Source organism: Arthrobacter sp. B2a2-09 (assembly GCF_027587375.1).
Classification (GTDB): domain Bacteria; phylum Actinomycetota; class Actinomycetes; order Actinomycetales; family Micrococcaceae; genus Arthrobacter.
Window position 1 is genome coordinate 1 of the sequence record NZ_JAMXIC010000022.1, and the last position, 19196, is coordinate 19196.

Sequence of the window (19196 nt, forward strand, 5' to 3'; positions counted from 1 at the left end):
GATCAACCAACCCAAGGAAACCACCGAACAGTTAGCCGCCTAACTCCCGCTGGTACCGTTCAGCTTGAAAAATTCCGAAACACCCGACATACGTGAGCGAGCGTCATCGAAACACCCGACATACGTGAGCGAGCGTCATCGAAACACCCGACATACGTGAGCGAGCGTCATCGAAACACCATGCATAAGTGAGCGAGCGTCGTCGGGGGCGCGGACGCAAAAATGCCCGCCGCCTCGGGAGGCAACGGGCATTCACGCTGTAGGAAGTATCTCTACTTCTTATTGCGACGCTGGTGGCGGGTCTTACGAAGCAGTTTGCGGTGCTTCTTCTTGGCCATACGCTTGCGGCGCTTCTTAATAACTGAACCCACGTAAGTTCCTTACCAAACTAGATTGAGATTCTGTCTGCTGGGTGAGGTCCTTGAACTGAGCAACAGACTTTACAACTGACAGATTCTTACAATGACGTAAAACGTTCCTTAACAGGGTACCGCCTATCGGGGGCACCCAATGACCGTTGGCCCCGAGGGAACCAAGCAAGACTCAAGCTGTCTCCGAGTGTCCGTCGACGACCGCGCCCTTGAGGTACTGGCTCACAGCTTCTTCGGGGACACGGAATGATCGTCCAAAACGGACGGCTGGCATTTCTCCCGAGTGGACCAGGCGGTACACGGTCATTTTGGAAACCCGGAGGACTTCGGCAACTTCAGCCACTGTCATGAAACGCGCGTTCGAGAAGTTAGTCTCTGCGGACATTTCTCCATATTCCTTTGCTCTCAGCGGTTAGCGGCGAACCCCAGCATTCATTACCTGGTGTGCCGATGCTGAGCCATCAAACAACCATGTGCTAGATACTCTAGAGGCTGCTGGTACCAAAGTGAAAGTCTTTCGGCCAACTGAGAGCGCGGGTTTCGCTAGCCGGCAGTTGCCACCCGACGCTTGCGGGCCGAGGCCGCCAGCTGGTTCAGGACGGACACCGTGACGTCCCATTCCATGCAGGCGTCGGTGACGCTCTGGCCGTACACCAACTCTTGTTCGCCAGCCAGCTGCCGCTCCACATCCAGGTTCTGCGCCCCACCAACAAGGAAGCTCTCCAGCATGACGCCGGCAATCGGCGAAGCAACGTCATCTTCCAACTGCGCACCGATCTCCAGGGCGACTTCGGCCTGGCGGTGATGGCTCTTGCCGCTGTTGGCATGGCTCGCGTCAACGATCAGCCGCGGATTCAGCCCCTTCGCCGAAAGCTTCTCCGACGCAGCAGCGACATGCTCGGCAGCGTAGTTCGGACCCTTTCGGCCACCGCGCAGGATCACATGTGTGTCCGGGTTTCCCGAGGTTGCCACCAGGGCGGCGCGGCCATCGCCGTCGATCCCCAAGAACGCCTGCGGTGCGGCAGAGGCACCGCAGGCATCGATCGCTACCTGGAGGTCGCCGTCGGTCCCGTTCTTGAACCCGATCGGCATGGACAGCCCGGAGGCGAGCTGACGGTGGATCTGGCTCTCGGTGGTGCGCGCACCAATGGCGCCCCACGCCACGAGGTCTGCCATGTATTGCGGGCTGATAGGTTCCAGGAACTCGGTGGCGGTCGGCAGGCCCAGGGCCGTGACTTGCTGAAGGAATCCACGCGCTGCACGGAGTCCGGCCGCGATGTCGTGGCTGCCGTCCAGGTGGGGATCGTTGATGAGGCCCTTCCAGCCCACCGTGGTCCGCGGCTTCTCGAAGTAGGCCCGCATGACGATCAAAAGGTCTTCTTTGTGTTTCTCCGCCTGGCTGACCAGCCGGCGTGCGTATTCAAGGCCGGCCTTTGGATCGTGGATGGAGCACGGGCCCACGATCACCAGGAGGCGATCGTCCACGCCGTCCATGATGGCGCGGACTCCATCGCGCCCGCGCTCGACGACGGCGGAGGCCCTCGCGTCAAGCGGCAGTTCCGCGCTGATTTCCTGCGGCGTGGGGAGCGGCTCGAAGCGGCTGACGCGCAGGTTCGACGTCGAGTGCGCGCCGGCACTCTCGACGTCGACGTTTAGTGTGGTGGGCTCTGCGGCGATGCTGGTCATGAAAGGTGTCCTGTTCCGGAGAGGAGCGGACCCTACTCAGAGCCCGCCTGGAAATGGCGAAGGGCAGAGAATGATCTCTGCCCTGTTGGCTCTGAAGGAAAGTTGGATGCGTGTCAGTTAGACGCGGGCCCCTCCAGAGCCAACGAAAAATACGCATACCAACGGTTAGTCATAGCCAAACCATAGCGTCAGGCTCCGGATGCCCGCAAATCGAAATGCAACGACATCAAGGGAAACCGCTTCCCCACGCACTATAAACTTCACCTCAGAAGAAATGTTGCCGCTTTGGAACACGGCGGCAGCGCTCCAGGAAGGAAACCATGCCAGGCAGAAGAAACACCCGGCGGGTGGGCATCGCAGATGTGGCATCCATGGCCGGCGTTTCGCATGCCACGGTTTCCCGCGTCATGAACGGTAACACCACCGTGGACGCGGACATTGCGGCTCGCGTGCGCGCAGCCGCTTCCGAGCTGAAATACAAGCCAAACCCGGTAGGCCGAAGCCTGGCCCTGGGAAAGACGGACACTATCGGAATCGTGGTGCCGGACCTGTCCAATCCCACGTTCCAGGCCATTCTTCGCGGGCTGAGTATTGCCGCCGCCCGCGATGGCTACCGCGTGTTGATCGCCGACTCGTCCGAGGTCTCCAGTGAGGAAGCAATCCTCGCCGGGGAAGCCCGGAGGCGATGCGACGGCGTCGTTCTTTGCGCCCCCCGCATGAGCGACGCAGAACTGGAAGAACTGGCCCCCACGCTCTATCCGCTCGTCCTCATCAACCGGACCACCGAGTCGGTACCGACTCCCAGCCTCGTGGTGGATTACGGCCAAGGCATCCAGGAACTTGCCGCCCACCTGGTTGGGCTGGGCCATCGCAAACTGGCCTATCTGACGGGACCGGACCGCAGCGCGTCCAACGTGCAGCGCCTCCGCGGGCTCGAGAAGTTCACGGCCGAATTCCCGAACGTCGAATTGCAGTTCATTCCTGGCGGCAACACGTTCGACGCCGGATTCGAGTCGAGCGATGCAGTCGCCTCGTGCGGTGCCACCGGCATCCTCGTCTTCAACGACGTCGCGGCGATGGGCCTCTTGAGCGGACTAAGCGAGCGCGGGATCCGCGTGCCGGAAGACTTGTCGCTCACCGGGTTCGATGACATGCCCTTTGCCCGGTACACCATGCCTCCACTGACCACCGCGGCCGTGCCGATCTCCGAGCTCGGAGACCTTGCGTGGCGCCGCATGCGGGAGCAGATCCAGACCAACGACGCCGCCTCCCCCACGAACTACTTCCCGCCGCGGATTGAGCTCAGGGGCAGCACCGGCCCCGTCAAGGCCTAGTTTCCGCAGGGGCCTGTCCCAGCCCGGCCTCCCGATAGTACCCCTCGATGTGTGCGGCCACGAGCGTCGCTGCCCGGCCACCGTCGCCGTCGTTCACTGCCTCCAAAATGGCGCGATGCTCGGACCTCAGGCGATGGGCGGTGCTATCCCAATCCGGCAGGTTTGCCGTGAGCGCCGCGGCGTAACCCTCAATCGCCTCACGCAGTGAACCCATGATGGTGCTCACCACGGCATTTCCCGCGGCTTCCGCCAGCGCCAAGTGGAAGGCGACGTCCAGTGCGAGGAAGTCGTCGACGGCGGGGCTCGCGTCCATCTCGCCCAGCAGCCTCGCTGCTTCCTTGAGTTCGGGGGCGTCGGCTTTGGCGCGGGACACCGCCCATGATTCGAGCAGGACCCGTGTTTCCACGATGTCGGCGACCGGCAAATGCTGCGTGGCCACATGGAGGCGGAGCGCGGAGCCGAGGGCCGTGGCTGGTTCCGCGATGACCACCGTCCCGGCGTCCTTACCAGAACCGACACCTGCCCGCACCAAGCCCATGGCTTCCAGGATCCGGATGGCTTCGCGGACCGACGTCCGCGAAACTTCCAGCTGTTCGGCCAGCGCCCGCTCGGCGGGAAGCCGCCCACCAAGCACCAAATGGCCGTCGGACAATTGCTTTTCGATCCAACCCAGGACGAGCTCGTGCGTTCGCATGGATAAATAGTAGTTGATGTGGTTGGACCACATGACATAGAGTGTGGTCTAACCACATCAAGCACACTGGAGACAGCACCATGACGCAGACCGTCCAGCCGAGCAACGCGCCTTCCCTTGAGGTGCCCACGAACGTCCCCACCGCCGTCGGGCGCCCCGCAGCACTCAAGCGCCGGGTTCCCAAATACGCGGACCTGGCGCCGCTGATGAAGTTCAAGAAGCCCGAGTTCAGCAACGCGGCTAGGCTGCGCCGCGCATCCACCATTTGGGAACTGCGGGACATTGCCAAGCGACGCACTCCCCAGGCACCGTTCGACTACACAGACGGCGCAGCGGAGGCGGAGATCACCCTTCGCCGGGCCCGCCAGGCGTTCCAGGACATCGAGTTCCGGCCGGGAATCCTGCGCGACGTCTCCAGCATCGACCTCGGCACCGAGATCCTGGGCAAGGAATCCCGGCTTCCGTTCGGCATCGCGCCTACGGGATTCACGCGCATGATGCAGTCGGAGGGTGAGTACGCGGGCTCGCAGGCCGCCGAGGCAGCTGGTATTCCGTACACTCTCTCCACGATGGGCACGGCTTCCATCGAGGACGTGGCTGCGGCGGCTCCGAACGGCCGCAATTGGTTCCAGCTTTACCTCTGGACAGACCGGGACCGTTCCCTGGAACTGATCGAGCGCGCCGCCAGGGCCGGAAACGACACCCTCATGGTCACGGTGGACACCGCCGTCGCGGGCGCCCGGTTGCGGGACGTCCGCAACGGCATGACCATTCCGCCGGCGCTCACCGTGAAGACCGTTCTGGATGCCTCGTACCGGCCCGCATGGTGGTTCAACTTCCTCACGCACGAGCCGCTAACCTTCGCCTCGCTCTCCCGCTACACCGGAACCGTGGCCGACCTCATCAACTCCATGTTCGATCCCACCCTGACCTTCGACGACCTCGACTGGCTGCGCGAAACCTGGAAGGGCAAGCTGGTAGTCAAGGGCATCCAGACTGTCGAAGATGCCCGCAAGGTGGTGGACCACGGCGCGGACGGCGTCGTGATCTCAAACCACGGCGGACGCCAACTGGACCGGGCACCGATTCCGCTGCACCTCGTTCCGGAGGTCTCCGCCGCACTGAAAGACAGCGAGGCGGCCGTCATCCTGGACACGGGCATCATGAGCGGTGCCGACATCGTGGCAGCCCTGGCCCTCGGCGCCGACTTCACGTTGATCGGCCGGGCCTACCTCTACGGGCTCATGGCCGGCGGGCGCGCGGGAGTGGACCGCACCATCCAGATCCTCGAGAAGGACATGGCCCGCACCATGGCCCTGCTCGGAGTCACCAAGATTTCGGAACTGAACCCGGACCACGTTCGGTTGCTGAGCAAGTAGCTCGCAATAGGTGTCGTTTAGAGCCCTCTAAACGACACCTACTGCGAGTCAGTTGGGGTGGGTAGGCGGGAAGGGGGGCGCGCTAGATGAGGCCCTGCGCCAACATGGCGTCCGCGACCTTCACGAAGCCGCCGATGTTGGCGCCCAGGACATAATTGCCCGGCGCCCCGTATTCCTCCGCAGTTTCGGCACAACGATCGTGGATGCCCACCATGATTTCCGTAAGGCGTGCTTCCGTGTGTTCGAAGGACCAGGAATCGCGGCTGGCGTTCTGCTGCATCTCCAACGCCGACGTCGCCACACCACCGGCGTTGGCTGCCTTGCCCGGGGCAAACAGGATGCCTGCGTCCTGGAACACCGCAACCGCTTCACGGGTGCAGGGCATGTTGGCGCCTTCGGCGACTGCCAGCAGACCGTTGCTGACGAGCTTGGCTGCGGCGTCGCCGTCGAGCTCGTTTTGCGTCGCGCACGGCAGCGCAACGGTGCCATTCACGTCCCAGACCGAGCCGCCGGCCACATAGTTGGCACCCTCGCGGCGCTCCGCGTATTCAGTGAGGCGGCCCCGTTCGACTTCCTTGATCCGGCGGAGCAGCGCGACATCGATGCCGGCCTCGTCAACCACATAACCCGCGGAATCGGAACATGCCACCACGGTGGCGCCAAGGGCCTGGGCTTTGGCGATGGCGTAGATGGCCACGTTGCCCGAACCGGAGACCACGACGCGTTGGCCATCGAAGGACTGGCCCCGGGTCTTGAGCATCTCCTGGGCAAAGATGACCGTGCCGAAACCGGTGGCTTCCGGACGGACCAAGGAGCCGCCCCACGACATTCCCTTGCCCGTCAGCACACCCGACTCATAGCGGTTGGTGATGCGCTTGTACTGGCCGAACAGATAGCCGATCTCGCGGCCTCCCACGCCGATATCGCCGGCAGGAACGTCCGTGTATTCGCCGATGTGGCGGTACAGCTCGGTCATGAAGGACTGGCAAAAGCGCATGACTTCGGCGTCGGAGCGGCCTCGGGGATCGAAGTCCGAGCCGCCCTTGCCGCCACCGATCGGCATGCCTGTCAGGGCATTCTTGAAGATCTGCTCGAAGCCGAGGAACTTGACGATGCCCAAGTAGACCGAGGGGTGGAAGCGCAGTCCACCCTTGTAGGGGCCCAAGGCTGAATTGAACTCAACGCGGAAACCACGGTTGACGTGCACGCGGCCAGCGTCGTCGGTCCACGGTACGCGGAAGATGATTTGGCGCTCCGGTTCGCACAGGCGCTCAAGGACAGCCCCTTCGAGGAATTCCGGGTGCCTGTCATGTACCGGGCCGAGGCTTTCAAAGACCTCGGTGACGGCCTGGTGAAATTCCAGCTCGCCCGGGTTCCGCGCCAAGACGGTGTCCCGGACTGCTTCCAGCCTCGAATCCATGTGACTCCCTACAACTTCTGCGCCGAAAGGCGGGTCTGCGTACAATCCCGCCATGCTCGCATCAGACCTGAAGCAGTCTCCATCCGAACCGATTATGACCAGGCAGCCCGCGAGGCAGCGGCCGTCGAAAAGCCCGGGGTTTCCAGGCTGGAGATTTCAAGACGGATCCTGTGGCCGGGAAGGAACACGTTCGAAGTTGCCCACATGTCGATGTCGAGCTCTACGGGTTTCACCCGGAGCAACCAGCTCTGCTCATCATCACCGGCCGGAACGACCGATACCCCTTCGTCTGGACCAAGACCCAGGAACAGATCCTCGCGAAAATCAACCGTCCCACAACTTCAGAAAAGCGACACTAGATCCGAAGGACCCCTTATGCGGGCCTCCGGCCGAGCCCATTCACATTATTGCTTCCGGGATGTCGAATCGCCTCCCAACGAGTACGCGAATGGCCCAAACTAAAGGCTGATCTTCTAGCTCAACGCCTTTGTCCCCGTAAACTACGCCCGTTTCGCTGCCCACTGCATCGATGTCAAAAAGCCTGAGAATCTCGCTCACGCGAAACTGATACTCGGTGGAGGTCATTTGGCGAGACGCACGAACTGGAATCGTGCTGAGTGTGCGCTCGACCTCAGCCTGGATGGATTCATTCACTTGGGCGGTTCACGTTACTTCCGCACCAGTCGCTCACGACCTGACCCGCGGGGCAGCTGAGCGAGCCGCTGACGCTCGTCGTTGCTGCCTGCGCGGGCAGCGCGGATGCCGCTACCAATGCCATTGCCGCACAAATGCCGATCGCGCCGACTTTTCGAGTTTCAATGCTTCCCCCTGAGCGTCCGGACGGGATTTCGGTGCAACCGCCGCCACTTGGTTTTTACAGTCCTGGAACTTCGAAAATGCCAAAAAGGTCATACCTACCCCCGATAGTAAAGACGAATTGGACTACCGAGAATAGATGATGGCCTGAGTGCTGACAAGATCTCTTAACAAACAGGTCAGAGGACTTTTTGAGAAATCCCACAATCGACTTCGGTCGGCCAACTATTGCCTTCGAAACCTTCGCCATCGCGGCAAAGCATCTGGTGAATTTGTCAGCACTCAATTCACGCTCGACATCACTCAAAACATAGTTTCTAAGTACTCAATTTCGGCTTTTCACCACTCAGCCGGGGCCAGCGTGCACGATTCTGAAAGGTGGCGGGAATCGCGCATGGCCACAAAGGTTGCAGGGACTTCCCGAACCAACCGCTCGAGCATGGCTCTTCCGGCCGCGACTCGCTGCTGCAGGTCTTCGAAGTTCAGTCTCCCGCCCGACCACACCACAGCTTCGCCGTCCAGAATGCAACCGGGCGGACTCTTTTCGACCGCCGCGGCCTGCAGGTCAAGGAAGTCATCGGGCAGAAGCCAATCACGGCGTGACCGGGATCACCTCACATTGCCGCTACTTCTTCCGACCGAACTTCGGCAGGTTGGGTAGGTTCGGCAGGTTCGCCAAGAGGTCGGCAGCCTTGGTGGCGGCACGGCCAACCGTGCGGCCGATCTGCTGCGGCATGGTGTCGTCAATACCCGCGACAGAGGCAACAGCTCCGGAGGCAGGCACGATTTCAGGCGAGCGTACGACGTCGGTGCTCGCCGACGACGGGACGAGCGTGGCGCCGTCGGGCCGCGTGAGCTGGTTCTTCGCGGCGCCTGCACCCGGCTGCCCAGCCGTACGTGGTCCGGGGCTACGGGCCGGCGTGGCGGCCTCGACCGCGGGCTTGGCGGGTCCGACGTCGAACGTCTCCAGCCAGCTGGCAATCCCGGCGAGCGGCTTCGGGTTCAACGCGTAATAGCGTTTCTGCCCTTGCGCGCGCATGCTGACGAGATCCGCCTCGCGGAGCACCTTCAAATGCTTTGAAATGGTGGGCTGGCTCGCTGCGAGCTCCTCCACCAGTTCCCCCACAGCCTTATCCCCAGAGCGGAGGGAAACCAGAATGTCACGCCGGGTTGCCTCCGCAATGACGGCAAATACGTCGTCAGTCACCATGCCTCCCACCCTAGCGACATATACGCCAAAAGGCATCAACTATTTCGCGTATGCTCACGGCGTTGACCCAGTCCCGCTCCTCCTAGCCGAACACGCGTCAGTCGAACCAGGGATCCAGTCCGTAGAGCGGGAAGATTTCCTTGCGGGTGGCGATGATGGTGCGGTCCACGGCGTCGGCGGGGTCATACCCGACCTCCCACCAACGCCACCAGGTGTCCACGCCGTCGCCCATGAGTTCCGGAACCGATTCCCCGTACTTCTCCATGACATAGTCCCGGAAAGCTTCCGGGACAGGAGCCGTCAGCTGGACGGGATGTTGGGCCACGATGCCTATCAAATGGCTCCACGTGCGCGGTACCACTCCCGTGATGTCGTAACCCCCTCCCCCGGTGGCGATCCAACGGTTTTCGCAGAACCTGGCGGCGAGGCCCGCGACGGCGGTGGCCGCCTCGCGTTGGCCGTCCACGCTGAGGTTGAGGTGCGTGAGGGGATCGAGTTTGTGGGAGTCGCAGCCATGCTGGCTCACGATGACTTCCGGTTCAAAGGCTTGAACGAGCTGGGGTACCACGGCATGGAAGGCCCGCAACCACCCGGCGTCGCCCGTCCACGCAGGCAACGCCACGTTGACGGCCGTACCTAGGGCGTCCTGGCCGCCGATCTCATTGGCGAATCCCGTTCCGGGGAACAACGAGAGGCCGCTTTCGTGCAGGGAGATCGTCAGGACCCTGGGGTCGTTCCAGAAGATGCTCTGGGTGCCATCACCGTGGTGAGCATCGACGTCGATGTACGCAACCCGCCGGACACCGCCGTCGAGCAGCCTCTGCACGGCGAGTGCGGCGTCGTTGTAAATACAGAAGCCGCTGGCCCGCTCACGGGAGGCGTGATGCATGCCGCCGCCGAAGTTGACGGCCCGGACCGCGGTCTCGGACAGGATCGCCTCAGCCGCGAGCAACGACCCTCCGGCAAGCCGGGCGCTGGCTTCGTGCATCCCCGCAAAAGCGGGATCATCTTCGGTGCCGAGCCCGCGTTCCGGGTCCGGCGTCGTCGGGTCTTCGCTTGCACGCCGCACTGCGGCGACATATTCGGCACTGTGCACTGCCAGGAGTTCGACGTCGGACGCGAGCCCGGGCGCCTGGACGGAGACATGCTCCAGCTCGAAGAGTCCGAGCGCCGCGGCGAGCCTGGCCGTCAGCTCCAGCCGCGCGGGGGCCATCGGATGCGAGGGACCGAAATTGTATGCGGTCATGGCGGGATCCCACGCCACCACCGTTGGCAGCGCGGACGGACGGAGGCCTGCCCAGGAAGTCATCAATGACAGGCTACCCGAGCGGCGGGAAGGCAACTGCCCCGTTACAGCGGGAGATTAGTGGTTTACTACTCAAGAAAGCAGAATCAATCGACCAGAAGCGAACAGCACTGCCATGACTCAGAGCCAGTCGAGGTCCATAGACCCGGCCAGCTGGCAAACCGTCCAGCCGGAGCGGGGAGGCCTGTGGATTTTCACGGGTATCCGCGACTTCATCGACAACCTCGCCAACACTTCACCGGCCCGATTGGCGCTGACGGCCTACGTCTTCGCGATTCTCTTGTTCACCGGCCTGCTTTCCCTGCCAGCAGCATCGGCCGACGGTGCGGTCACTCCCATCTACCAGGCCTTGTTCACCGCTGTCTCCAGCGTTTGCGTGACCGGTTTGACCGTTGTGTCGACGGCGACGCACTGGACCTTCTTCGGCCAGCTCGTGATTCTCGTGGGCATCTTCGTAGGTGGATTGGGAACCCTGACACTCGCATCGCTCCTGGCACTCATGGTCAGCAAACGGCTGGGCGTGAGGGGAAAGCTCATTGCCCAGGAGGCCATGAACAACGCCGGACGTTTGGGCGAAGTGGGTACCTTGTTGCGGATCGTCATCTCGACCTCCGTGACCATCGAGGCCGTACTGGCCATCGCGATGATTCCCCGGTTCCTGACACTCGGAGAGGACTTCTGGCAGGCCGTCTGGCACGGGATCTTCTACTCGATTTCTTCCTTCAACAATGCCGGTTTCACACCCCACTCCGACGGAATCGTGCCGTACGAGACGGATCTGTGGATTCTTGTGCCGCTCATGCTCGGCGTGTTCCTCGGCAGCCTCGGCTTCCCGGTGATGCTGGTGCTCCGACGGCACGGCCTCCATTGGAAGAAGTGGAGCCTCCACACCAAGCTGACCATCCAGGTTTCCCTGATCCTCCTCGTAGCCGGCGCAGTCCTCTGGGCCTTGATGGAGTGGGACAACACCAACACCATCGCCAACATGAGCGTTGGTGACAAGATCACGCATTCCATTTTCGCCTCGGTCATGACGCGCTCCGGAGGCTTCAACCTGGTTGACCAGAGCCATATGGATTCCACCACCAGGCTGCTGTCGGACGCGCTCATGTTCGCCGGCGGCGGTTCGGCGTCGACGGCGGGCGGCATCAAGGTGACAACCGTCGCGGTCATGTTCCTCGCCATCGTCGCCGAGGCACGTGGCGACGACGACGTCAAGGTCTACGGCCGCACGATCCCCGAGGGCACCATGCGGGTGGCCATCTCGGTGATCGTCGCTGGTGCCACGTTGGTGTGCGCAGCCGCATTCTTGTTGCTGGCCATCAGCGGGGCCAGCCTGGACCGGGTGCTCTTCGAAACCATCTCGGCCTTTGCAACCGTGGGCCTCAGCACGAACCTCAGCGCCGAACTGCCGCCGGCTGGGGTCTACGTTCTAGCTGCCCTCATGTTCGCCGGCCGCATCGGCACCATCACCCTTGCCTCCGCACTGGCCCTCCGCCAGCGCAGGCAGCTATTCCATTATCCGGAAGAGAGGCCGATCATTGGCTAATTCAACAGGCGACCCCAACCGGCCGGCGCACAACGCACCCGTTCTGGTGATCGGGTTGGGCCGATTCGGTGCAGCCACCGCCGAGCAGCTCGTCAAGCAGGGACGCGAAGTCCTGGCCATCGAGCGGGACCGAACGCTCGTCCAGAATTGGGCTTCCGTGCTGACCCACGTAGTGGAGGCGGATGCCACCAACATCGATGCCCTCCGCCAGCTCGGCGCGCAGGAATTCAGCTCTGCCGTGGTGGGCGTGGGAACGTCGATCGAGTCCTCGGTGCTCATCACGGTGAACCTCGTGGATCTGGGCATCGAACACCTCTGGGTGAAAGCGATCACTGCCTCGCACGGCAAGATCCTCACCCGCATCGGCGCCAACCACGTCATCTACCCCGAGGCCGACGCCGGCGTCCGTGCGGCGCACTTGGTCTCCGGGCGCATGCTGGACTTCATCGAGTTCGACGACGATTTCGCCATCGTGAAAATGTACCCGCCCAAGGAAACCGTGGGCTTCACGCTGGATGAATCCAAGGTCCGTTCCAAGTACGGCGTGACAATTGTCGGCGTGAAATCCCCGGGCGAAGACTTCACCTACGCTCGACCCGACACGAAGGTTTCCGGCCGCGACATGCTCATTGTGTCCGGGCACGTGGACCTGCTGGAACGGTTTGCGGCGCGGCCGTAGCTCCCTCGCTGTGGCCGCGGAACTAGGCGAGCTGCTGCGTGATTTCCGCGGCCCGGGCCGCTGCTGCGCGGGCTCCGTCGGCGATGATCGCGGGTATCCCGCCGTCGTTGAACGCCGCGATGGCGCGTTCCGTGGTGCCGTTGGGGCTGGTCACGGCGATGCGTAGTGCGGTGGGGTCCGCTCCGGGCTCGGCGAGCATGAAACCGGCACCTGCCACGGTCTCGCGGGAAATCATGAGGGACAGCTCGGGATCCAGACCGAGTTCGACGCCGGCGGCAGCCATGGCTTCGGCAAGGTAGAACGCGTACGCGGGGCCCGAACCGCTGATGGCGGACAGGGCATCCACCTGTTCCTCGGGGATTTCCACCACGGTGCCTGCGGCGGCGAGGATGTCCTTGGCCTGCTGGAGCTGCGCGGGGGTGCAGTTAGTTCCGGGCGAAACGGAGACCACCCCGCGTCCGAGCTTGGCAGGCGTGTTGGGCATCGTGCGAATGACCGGCTGGCCCGCCGGCAGGGCAGCTTCCAGCTGGGCGATGGACACGGCCGCGGCAACGCTGATCACAATCGTGTTCTTACCCAGCGACGGTGAGATTTCCCGGGCGAGATCGGCAATGCCCACAGGCTTGACGCCCAGGATGACAACCGAAGCGCCCTTCGTAGCCAACTTGTTGTTGTCGGGTTCCTCGGCTCCGGCGATGGTCATGACATGGTGGCGCTCTGCCAGTTCGGCTGCGCGTTCTGCGCGACGTACGGTGGCGACGACGTCCGACGGATCTGTTCCGGCCGCAAGCAAGCCACCCAGAATGGCCTCGTTCATGGACCCACAGCCAAGGAATGCGATTCGGTTGCTCATGGCTCCATGATGCCAGTTCAGCTGCGCCACTGCAGAACCAGTTGCCAGGCCCGGCAGAGGAGCCAGGATTCCCAGCTTGTTCCCAAGGTTATTGCAGGCTGCGCCCAACATCGCTCCGTAACTTAGTAATTACCTCATTGAGGGTGCGAGTGATGAGGCGGGCATGGGGATGTCCGCCACAAGCACCGGTGGTCGAACGGGTTTCCCCCCATTTTCCCGTATCGACCGCCGGTGCTTTCTCGTTTAAGGGGCGTTGGCGGATACGGGCAGGGCGCGTGGCCGGACCGAAACGCGTCCGAAGGTAGCCCAGCGACGGCGCGACCCAGCCGCCCGACGTCGTCGGGCCCTGAATCTCGGGGAACTTAGATCTCGAAGGCTCCCACGAGCGGCGCCCCCAAGTGCTGGCGTGCGAAGCGCAGTGTTTCGGCGAGCCATTCCTCGCGTTCACCCGCAGCTTTGGCCTTGCGCGTCGAGATCTCGGCAACCACTGTGCCCTCGAATCCGTTGGATGCGAGATGCTGCAGCGCCTCGGCGCACTGTTGGGTCCCGTAACCGGGGATCAGGTGCTCGTCCTTGCCCGAGCCCGAACCGTCCGTGAGGTGGACGTGGCGCAGTTTGCTCCCGAGCGCCCGTATCGCCTCAAGGCTGTTGGCACCCGCGGTGGCTGCGTGCGAGAAGTCCCAGGTGACGTCGTCGTAATCCTGGCCCAGCGGATCCCAGTGCGGAAGGTACGCGAGCGCCTCCCGGCCGCGCACACGCCACGGGTACATGTTCTCCACTGCGATGTGCACTTGGTACATCGCCGCGATCTCGCGCACTCCGGCAGCGAAGTTCTCCGCATAGTTCGACTGCCACCGGAACGGCGGATGGACCACCACAGTGTTGCAACCGACCTCGCGCGCCATCTGGCAGGACATCTCAATCTTGTTCCACGCCGGACCCCAAACCTGCTGGGTCAGCAGCAGGGTGGGCGCGTGGATCGAAACGATCTGCTGGTCGTAGCGATGGCTTAGCTGGATGAGGGCATCCGGGTTCTGGCTGGTGGCATTGTTGGTCACCATCACCTCGACACCGTCGTACCCCAGGTCCTGGGCCACGGCAAAGGCGTCGTGGACGCTGAGCGGATAGACAGAAGCGCTGGATAGCGCCACCGGGATCCTCGGCGTGTCTTCTTCGGAGTGCTCGACGTCGGTGCTCATGTTAGTTGGCCTGCCTCCCAGCGGTGGGGATCGGTATGGATACTGCCGCGGGCGCGGCCGTTCCGGTGTTCGCGCCCAGACGTGGTACCGGTACCGCGCCTCCGAGCCCGACATGCGGGGCCGGGGCCAGCGGGCCATCGAAGATCAGCTGGTCGAGCCGGCGCAGGATCAATCCCTCGCGCAGGGCCCAAGGGCAGATCTCCATGCTGGGAAACTCGAACATTTCCAATGCGGCCTCGGCCACAAGGGCACCCGCAAGGATCTGCGCTGCCCGTGCATCCGAGACGCCCGGGAGGTACAGCCGGTCCTCGACGGTCATGGCCGAGATCCGCTGCGCCCAGAGTCCCAAGTCCGTGGCGTGGAGTTCGCGCTTGACGTACGGACCGGCGCCACTGGGGGCCGCGCCCGCGATGCGTGCAAGGGAACGGAAGGTCTTGGAAGTTCCGGCCACCAGGTTGGCCCGGCCCAATTGCTTGAATTCACGTACGACGGGCTTGAGTGTGTGGCGGATGTACTTGCGCAGCTCTTTCACGCTCTTGGCCGTGGGCGGATCATTGTGGAGCCAGTCCCTGGTCAAACGGCTGGCGCCAAGCGGTACTGACACCGCGAGCTCGGGCAGTTCGTCCTGGCCAAACGCCATTTCGAAGGAGCCGCCGCCGATGTCAAGGTCCAGGATCGGACCGGCCCCCCAGCCGTACCAGCGTCGAACCGCGAAGAAGGTCATGGAGGCTTCTTCGCTGCCGGTCAGTTCCTGCAGGGTCACAGTGGTCTCGTGCTTCACCCGGGCAAGGACCTCGACGCCGTTGGTCGCTTCGCGGATAGCCGAGGTACAAAAAGCCAAGAGGTCCTCGGCCTTGTGGCGGGCTGCGAACTCCCACGCTTCAAGGACGAACTCGATCAACTCGTGTTGTCCGGCGTCGTTGATGTTACCTTCGGCGTCCAGGAACTGAACCAGCGAAAGTGGTCGCTTATGGGAGGCAAACGCGACCGGGCGTGCGCCCGGATGCGCGTCCACCAAAAGCAAATGGACGGTGTTGGAACCGATGTCTAGGACGCCAAGACGCATTCTGCCATTATTCCCCGATTCGAAGCGTGTGAAGCAAGTACGACTGCCGATTCGTGCCGCCAGCCAGTCAATTAGTCCCGGGGTCCGCCGGTGTCCGCTTCCACGGCCGCATCTGCGGCTGGATCGGCTGGGGCGGCGGCTTCGTCGGCAGCTTCGTCGGCGCGGGTGAAGTCGCGGCGGACGTTGGCGATGCCTTCCGGGCCCATCTCGAAGCCGTGCTCGCTGCCGGGGTTGATCACCAGGCCCAGCTCGTCACCGATGCTGTCCAGAATCGCCGCGCCGTGGGTGCCCAGGACGTTGGGCGCGGCCTCGAGGAAGTGCGATTCCACCCGGCTCGGGTGGCTGAACACTGCGAGGACAGGCTGGCCCTCGGAGTTGGCAAGGACAAGTGGCTCCACGGCGGCGTCAGGCTTATCCAAGGAGTCGGTGCTCAGGATGTAGACCTCGTTGTTCAGGAAGGCCAGAATGACGTCCACCGGGTTCGCGTCAGGTTGCCCGGATTTTGCGAGCTTGGACTCAAGGTCGTTCAAAGGCAGGGATTCCGGGGCTGCGGGCTGATCTGTCATGGTTCCACTCGATCATGGTTTCCATGCCGGAAGCAATTCCAGAGGTGGTTCCCGCCCCGCCCTAAGCCCGCGCTGAGGACACAGATAATTCCCCGGGATACGCATATTGCCTGAGGACACCGGAATTCGGGTGTCCTCAGGGAATATGCGTATCGCTAACGGGTTTGCGTGTCCCCAAGCAGGAATTACTTCTTCGCCGCAGCCTTCTTCGCCGGCGCCTTGCGGGCCGTGGTTGTCCGCTTGACCGGGCCTTTGGCGCGCTTCTCGGCAAGCAGCTCGATGGCCTGCTCCCTGGTCAGCTCCTCCAGGGACGTGGCTCGCGGAACGGTGATGTTGGTGACGCCGTCGGTGATGTACGGTCCGAAACGGCCTTCCTTCACCACGATGTTCTTCTCCGAGACAGGGTCCGGACCGAACTCAGCCAGGGGCGGTACGGCAGCGCGTGCACCACGCTGCTTCGGCTGGGAGTAGATCTCCAATGCCTGTTCCAGGGTGATGGTGAAGATCTCTTCCTCGGATCCGATGGACCGCGAGTCCGTGCCCTTCTTCAGGTAAGGCCCGAAGCGGCCGTTCTGCACCGTGATGGGGTTGCTTTCGGCGTCCGCGCCGAGGACGCGGGGCAGGCTCATGAGCTGAATGGCCTCGTCGAGCGTGATCGAGTCAACGGTCATTGACTTGAACAGCGAGCCTGTGCGTGGCTTGGCCTTGACGGGCTTCTTCGGCGGTTTGGGTTTGCCGTTCTTGTAGTACTCCACCGGCTGGTTTGCCAGTTGCTCTTCCGTCATCTCCGGGATGATCTCGGTGACATAGGCGCCGTAGCGGCCGTTCTTGGCAACCACGGTGTGCCCGGTGTGCGGGTCCGCGCCCAGGACGCGTTCCTCGGGGGCAGCCGTTTCCATGAGCTCCACGGCCTTGGCCGCAGTGAGCTCGTCCGGTGCGAGGTCTTCGGGGACATTTGCTCGCGCCGACTCCACGACCTCGCCGGTCTTGGGGTCGACAGTGGGGATCGAGCTTTCCAGGTACGGGCCGAACTTGCCAACGCGGAGCGTGATGCCTTCGGCAATCGGCACCGAGTTGATCTCGCGCGCATCGATTTCACCGAGGTTGTTGACGATGCTCAGCAGGCCGGGATCGGCGTCTTCACCGTAGTAGAAGTGCTTGAGCCAAGCGGCGCCGACTGCCTGGCCGTTGGCGATCTTGTCCAGGTCGCCTTCCATGTCGGCCGTGAATTCGTAGTCGACGTAGTCGGTGAAGTGCTGCTCCAGCAAACGGATCACCGAGAAGGCGATCCAGCTGGGAACCAGTGCAGACCCCTGCTTCCGGACGTAGCCGCGGTCCTGGATGGTGGAGATCGTGGACGCGTAGGTGGACGGGCGGCCAATGCCGCGCTTTTCCAGCTCCGCCGTCAGCGATGCTTCCGTGTACCGCGGCGGCGGCGAGGTCTCGTGGCCAACAGCAACGATTTCCGAAGCGGTGAGGGAATCGTCCTTGGCCACGTTGGGCAGGCGTCGGGCTTCGTCGGAGTCGTCGTCGCCGCGGCTCTCGTCCTTGCCTTCTTCGTAGGCCGCCAGGAAGCCCGGGAAGGTGATGACCGTGCCGGAGGCCGAGAATTCGGCATCGCGCCCATCGGTAGCCACCGCGCCGAGGCGGATGGTGGCGGTGGAGCCCTTGGCGTCGCCCATCTGGGAGGCAATGGTGCGCTTCCAGATGAGTTCGTACAGGCGGAAAGCGTCGCCGGTCAGGTGGCTGGCAACCTGGGCCGGAGTGCGGAAGGAGTCACCCGCGGGGCGGATGGCTTCGTGTGCTTCCTGCGCATTGGCTGCCTTGTTGGCATAGACGCGGGGAGACTGCGGCACGTACTCGGGACCGTACAGCTCGGCAGCCTGGCGGCGCGCGGCCGTGAGGGCTTCGTCGCTCAAGGCGGACGAGTCCGTACGCATATAGGTGATGTAGCCGTTTTCATACAGGCGCTGGGCGATCTGCATGGTGCTCTTGGAGGAGAAGCGCAGCTTGCGGCCGGCTTCCTGCTGAAGGGTTGACGTCGTGAACGGCGCCGCGGGACGCCGGGTGTACGGTTTGGTGTCGACTGAGCGGACGCGGAAGTCCGCGCTCTCCAGCCCGGCGGCCAACGACGTCGCGAGTTCCTCGTTGAGGTGCACCGCGTTCGCGGAGGTGAGGACGCCGTCGTCGTTGAAGTCACGGCCGCTGGCTACCTTCGCGCCGTCCACGGCAGCGAGCTTCGCTTTGAAAGTCGCGGAGCCGGTACCGAACTGGCCGGTCAGGTCCCAGTACGATGCGGATTTGAACGCCATCCGTTCGCGTTCGCGGTCAACCACCATGCGGGTCACCACGGACTGCACACGGCCGGCCGACAGGCCACGGGCCACCTTGCGCCACAGCACCGGGGAGATTTCGTAACCGTACAGGCGGTCCAGGATGCGGCGCGTTTCCTGGGCGTCCACAAGGGCACTGTCGACGTCGCGCAGGTTGTCCATGGCGCGGTGGATGGCTTCCTTGGTGATTTCACCGAAGGTCATGCGGTAGACCGGAACCTTGGGTTTCAGGACCTCCAGGAGGTGCCACGCGATGGCCTCGCCCTCGCGGTCCCCATCGGTTGCGAGATAGAGCGCGTCAGCGTCTTTCAGCTGGGCCTTGAGTTCGGCAACCTTTTTCTTCTTGTCCGGGGACACCACGTAATACGGCTTGAAGTCGTTCTCGATGTCGACGGCGAACTTGCCCACCGAGGTCTTCTTCAGTTCTGCAGGGAGGTCCGAGGGCTGCGGGAGGTCGCGGATGTGGCCGATCGAGGCCTCGACAATGAAGCCTTCGCCCAGGTACTTGGCGATGGTCTTGCTCTTGGCCGGAGACTCCACGATCACGAGTTTCTTGCCGGTTTTTGCCTTGCTGGGCACGGTTCTCCTACAGAAAAATGAATTGCTTGGGCTCGTGCCCATATTGGCCTAGTTCACCATATTTTGCAGAATCGTGCGTTTCTATGTGCACAAGTGCTGTAGAGGAACGGTGCGTTGGGCCCACGCCGCCAGGGTTACCTGGCCGTGGGGCCCCAC

Annotated in this window: 19 protein-coding genes; 5 read left to right on the forward strand and 14 right to left on the reverse strand. The window is 63.2% G+C overall.

The window, feature by feature from the left end; genetic code table 11:
- Positions 1 to 272: 272 nt before the first annotated feature.
- From NFJ07_RS19420 to NFJ07_RS19430, 3 genes are all read right to left on the reverse strand, one after another.
- Positions 273 to 371, reverse strand: a complete 99-nt coding sequence (locus NFJ07_RS19420) for a 30S ribosomal protein bS22 (protein WP_003792170.1) — start codon at positions 369 to 371, stop codon at positions 273 to 275.
- Between the two features lie 172 nt (positions 372 to 543).
- Complete coding sequence (locus NFJ07_RS19425) at positions 544 to 756, reverse strand: helix-turn-helix domain-containing protein (protein WP_269997053.1); 213 nt, start codon at positions 754 to 756, stop codon at positions 544 to 546.
- Positions 757 to 914: 158 nt separating this feature from the next.
- Positions 915 to 2057 carry a 3-deoxy-7-phosphoheptulonate synthase gene (locus NFJ07_RS19430; protein ID WP_269997055.1) on the reverse strand — a complete coding sequence of 381 codons (1143 nt, stop codon included), beginning with the start codon at positions 2055 to 2057 and terminating at the stop codon, positions 915 to 917.
- Positions 2058 to 2377: 320 nt separating this feature from the next.
- Here NFJ07_RS19430 and NFJ07_RS19435 point away from each other — a divergent pair, with 320 nt between their 5' ends.
- Entirely contained in the window at positions 2378 to 3391 is a 1014-nt protein-coding gene (locus NFJ07_RS19435; RefSeq protein ID WP_269997056.1) for a LacI family DNA-binding transcriptional regulator, read from the forward strand.
- Here NFJ07_RS19435 and NFJ07_RS19440 read toward each other — a convergent pair.
- Positions 3381 to 4085, reverse strand: coding sequence for a FadR/GntR family transcriptional regulator (locus NFJ07_RS19440; RefSeq protein ID WP_269997058.1), 705 nt, complete (start codon positions 4083 to 4085; stop codon positions 3381 to 3383). The two genes, NFJ07_RS19435 and NFJ07_RS19440, sit on opposite strands and share 11 nt — an antisense overlap.
- A gap of 80 nt (positions 4086 to 4165) precedes the next feature.
- On the opposite strand from NFJ07_RS19440, the gene NFJ07_RS19445 reads away from it, so the two are divergent.
- Complete coding sequence (locus tag NFJ07_RS19445; RefSeq protein ID WP_269997059.1) at positions 4166 to 5464, forward strand: alpha-hydroxy acid oxidase; 1299 nt, start codon at positions 4166 to 4168, stop codon at positions 5462 to 5464.
- Between the two features lie 82 nt (positions 5465 to 5546).
- On the opposite strand, the gene gdhA is transcribed toward NFJ07_RS19445, so the two are convergent.
- The 3 genes from gdhA to NFJ07_RS19455 form a co-directional block, all read right to left on the reverse strand.
- Positions 5547 to 6884 carry an NADP-specific glutamate dehydrogenase gene (gdhA, locus tag NFJ07_RS19450; RefSeq protein WP_269997060.1) on the reverse strand — a complete coding sequence of 446 codons (1338 nt, stop codon included), beginning with the start codon at positions 6882 to 6884 and terminating at the stop codon, positions 5547 to 5549.
- Positions 6885 to 6976: 92 nt separating this feature from the next.
- Positions 6977 to 7195 carry a CocE/NonD family hydrolase C-terminal non-catalytic domain-containing protein gene (locus tag NFJ07_RS26080; RefSeq protein WP_442865375.1) on the reverse strand — a complete coding sequence of 73 codons (219 nt, stop codon included), beginning with the start codon at positions 7193 to 7195 and terminating at the stop codon, positions 6977 to 6979.
- A gap of 88 nt (positions 7196 to 7283) precedes the next feature.
- On the reverse strand, positions 7284 to 7538 hold the full coding sequence (locus tag NFJ07_RS19455) for a hypothetical protein (protein WP_269997061.1): 255 nt from the start codon (positions 7536 to 7538) through the stop codon (positions 7284 to 7286).
- A gap of 540 nt (positions 7539 to 8078) precedes the next feature.
- Here NFJ07_RS19455 and NFJ07_RS19460 point away from each other — a divergent pair.
- Positions 8079 to 8303, forward strand: a complete 225-nt coding sequence (locus NFJ07_RS19460; RefSeq protein ID WP_269997062.1) for a hypothetical protein — start codon at positions 8079 to 8081, stop codon at positions 8301 to 8303.
- 22 nt (positions 8304 to 8325) lie between these two features.
- Here the strand turns inward: NFJ07_RS19460 and NFJ07_RS19465 are convergent, their stop codons facing one another.
- Together NFJ07_RS19465 and NFJ07_RS19470 are read right to left on the reverse strand one after the other, a co-directional pair.
- On the reverse strand, positions 8326 to 8910 hold the full coding sequence (locus tag NFJ07_RS19465; protein WP_269997063.1) for an ArsR/SmtB family transcription factor: 585 nt from the start codon (positions 8908 to 8910) through the stop codon (positions 8326 to 8328).
- A 97-nt stretch (positions 8911 to 9007) separates the two neighbouring features.
- On the reverse strand, positions 9008 to 10219 hold the full coding sequence (locus NFJ07_RS19470) for an acetoin utilization protein AcuC (protein WP_269997065.1): 1212 nt from the start codon (positions 10217 to 10219) through the stop codon (positions 9008 to 9010).
- A gap of 112 nt (positions 10220 to 10331) precedes the next feature.
- Between NFJ07_RS19470 and NFJ07_RS19475 the strand changes: the two genes are divergently transcribed.
- Together NFJ07_RS19475 and NFJ07_RS19480 are read left to right on the forward strand one after the other, a co-directional pair.
- Positions 10332 to 11765 (forward strand): TrkH family potassium uptake protein, encoded by a 1434-nt coding sequence (locus tag NFJ07_RS19475; RefSeq protein WP_269997067.1) that lies wholly within the window; start codon positions 10332 to 10334, stop codon positions 11763 to 11765.
- Positions 11758 to 12444 carry a potassium channel family protein gene (locus NFJ07_RS19480; RefSeq protein ID WP_269997069.1) on the forward strand — a complete coding sequence of 229 codons (687 nt, stop codon included), beginning with the start codon at positions 11758 to 11760 and terminating at the stop codon, positions 12442 to 12444. The genes NFJ07_RS19475 and NFJ07_RS19480 overlap by 8 nt, the downstream gene beginning before the upstream one ends.
- A 22-nt stretch (positions 12445 to 12466) precedes the next feature.
- On the opposite strand, the gene proC is transcribed toward NFJ07_RS19480, so the two are convergent.
- From proC to topA, 5 genes are all read right to left on the reverse strand, one after another.
- Positions 12467 to 13297: a pyrroline-5-carboxylate reductase gene (gene proC, locus NFJ07_RS19485; RefSeq protein ID WP_269997071.1), complete on the reverse strand. Its 831-nt coding sequence runs from the start codon at positions 13295 to 13297 to the stop codon at positions 12467 to 12469.
- A 362-nt stretch (positions 13298 to 13659) separates the two neighbouring features.
- The gene (locus NFJ07_RS19490) at positions 13660 to 14496 is read right to left on the reverse strand and encodes a sugar phosphate isomerase/epimerase family protein (protein WP_269997073.1); all 837 of its coding nucleotides are present in this window, start codon (positions 14494 to 14496) and stop codon (positions 13660 to 13662) included.
- Position 14497: 1 nt separating this feature from the next.
- A complete protein-coding gene (locus NFJ07_RS19495; RefSeq protein WP_269997074.1) occupies positions 14498 to 15562 on the reverse strand; it encodes a Ppx/GppA phosphatase family protein in 1065 nt (354 codons plus the stop codon).
- Positions 15563 to 15633: 71 nt separating this feature from the next.
- The gene (locus tag NFJ07_RS19500) at positions 15634 to 16128 is read right to left on the reverse strand and encodes an SseB family protein (RefSeq protein ID WP_269997075.1); all 495 of its coding nucleotides are present in this window, start codon (positions 16126 to 16128) and stop codon (positions 15634 to 15636) included.
- Between the two features lie 185 nt (positions 16129 to 16313).
- On the reverse strand, positions 16314 to 19040 hold the full coding sequence (gene topA, locus NFJ07_RS19505) for a type I DNA topoisomerase (RefSeq protein WP_269997076.1): 2727 nt from the start codon (positions 19038 to 19040) through the stop codon (positions 16314 to 16316).
- Positions 19041 to 19196: the final 156 nt, after the last annotated feature.

What these genes read in the sequence shown, in the direction of transcription:
- NFJ07_RS19425 (WP_269997053.1), bottom strand. Translation starts at nt 756, where the DNA reads ATGTCCGCAGAGACTAACTTCTCGAACGCGCGTTTCATGACAGTGGCT.
- NFJ07_RS19430 (WP_269997055.1), bottom strand. Translation starts at nt 2,057, where the DNA reads ATGACCAGCATCGCCGCAGAGCCCACCACACTAAACGTCGACGTCGAG.
- NFJ07_RS19435 (WP_269997056.1), top strand. Translation starts at nt 2,378, where the DNA reads ATGCCAGGCAGAAGAAACACCCGGCGGGTGGGCATCGCAGATGTGGCA.
- NFJ07_RS19440 (WP_269997058.1), bottom strand. Translation starts at nt 4,085, where the DNA reads ATGCGAACGCACGAGCTCGTCCTGGGTTGGATCGAAAAGCAATTGTCC.
- NFJ07_RS19445 (WP_269997059.1), top strand. Translation starts at nt 4,166, where the DNA reads ATGACGCAGACCGTCCAGCCGAGCAACGCGCCTTCCCTTGAGGTGCCC.
- gdhA (WP_269997060.1), bottom strand. Translation starts at nt 6,884, where the DNA reads ATGGATTCGAGGCTGGAAGCAGTCCGGGACACCGTCTTGGCGCGGAAC.
- NFJ07_RS19465 (WP_269997063.1), bottom strand. Translation starts at nt 8,910, where the DNA reads ATGGTGACTGACGACGTATTTGCCGTCATTGCGGAGGCAACCCGGCGT.
- NFJ07_RS19470 (WP_269997065.1), bottom strand. Translation starts at nt 10,219, where the DNA reads ATGACTTCCTGGGCAGGCCTCCGTCCGTCCGCGCTGCCAACGGTGGTG.
- NFJ07_RS19475 (WP_269997067.1), top strand. Translation starts at nt 10,332, where the DNA reads ATGACTCAGAGCCAGTCGAGGTCCATAGACCCGGCCAGCTGGCAAACC.
- proC (WP_269997071.1), bottom strand. Translation starts at nt 13,297, where the DNA reads ATGAGCAACCGAATCGCATTCCTTGGCTGTGGGTCCATGAACGAGGCC.
- NFJ07_RS19490 (WP_269997073.1), bottom strand. Translation starts at nt 14,496, where the DNA reads ATGAGCACCGACGTCGAGCACTCCGAAGAAGACACGCCGAGGATCCCG.
- NFJ07_RS19495 (WP_269997074.1), bottom strand. Translation starts at nt 15,562, where the DNA reads ATGCGTCTTGGCGTCCTAGACATCGGTTCCAACACCGTCCATTTGCTT.
- NFJ07_RS19500 (WP_269997075.1), bottom strand. Translation starts at nt 16,128, where the DNA reads ATGACAGATCAGCCCGCAGCCCCGGAATCCCTGCCTTTGAACGACCTT.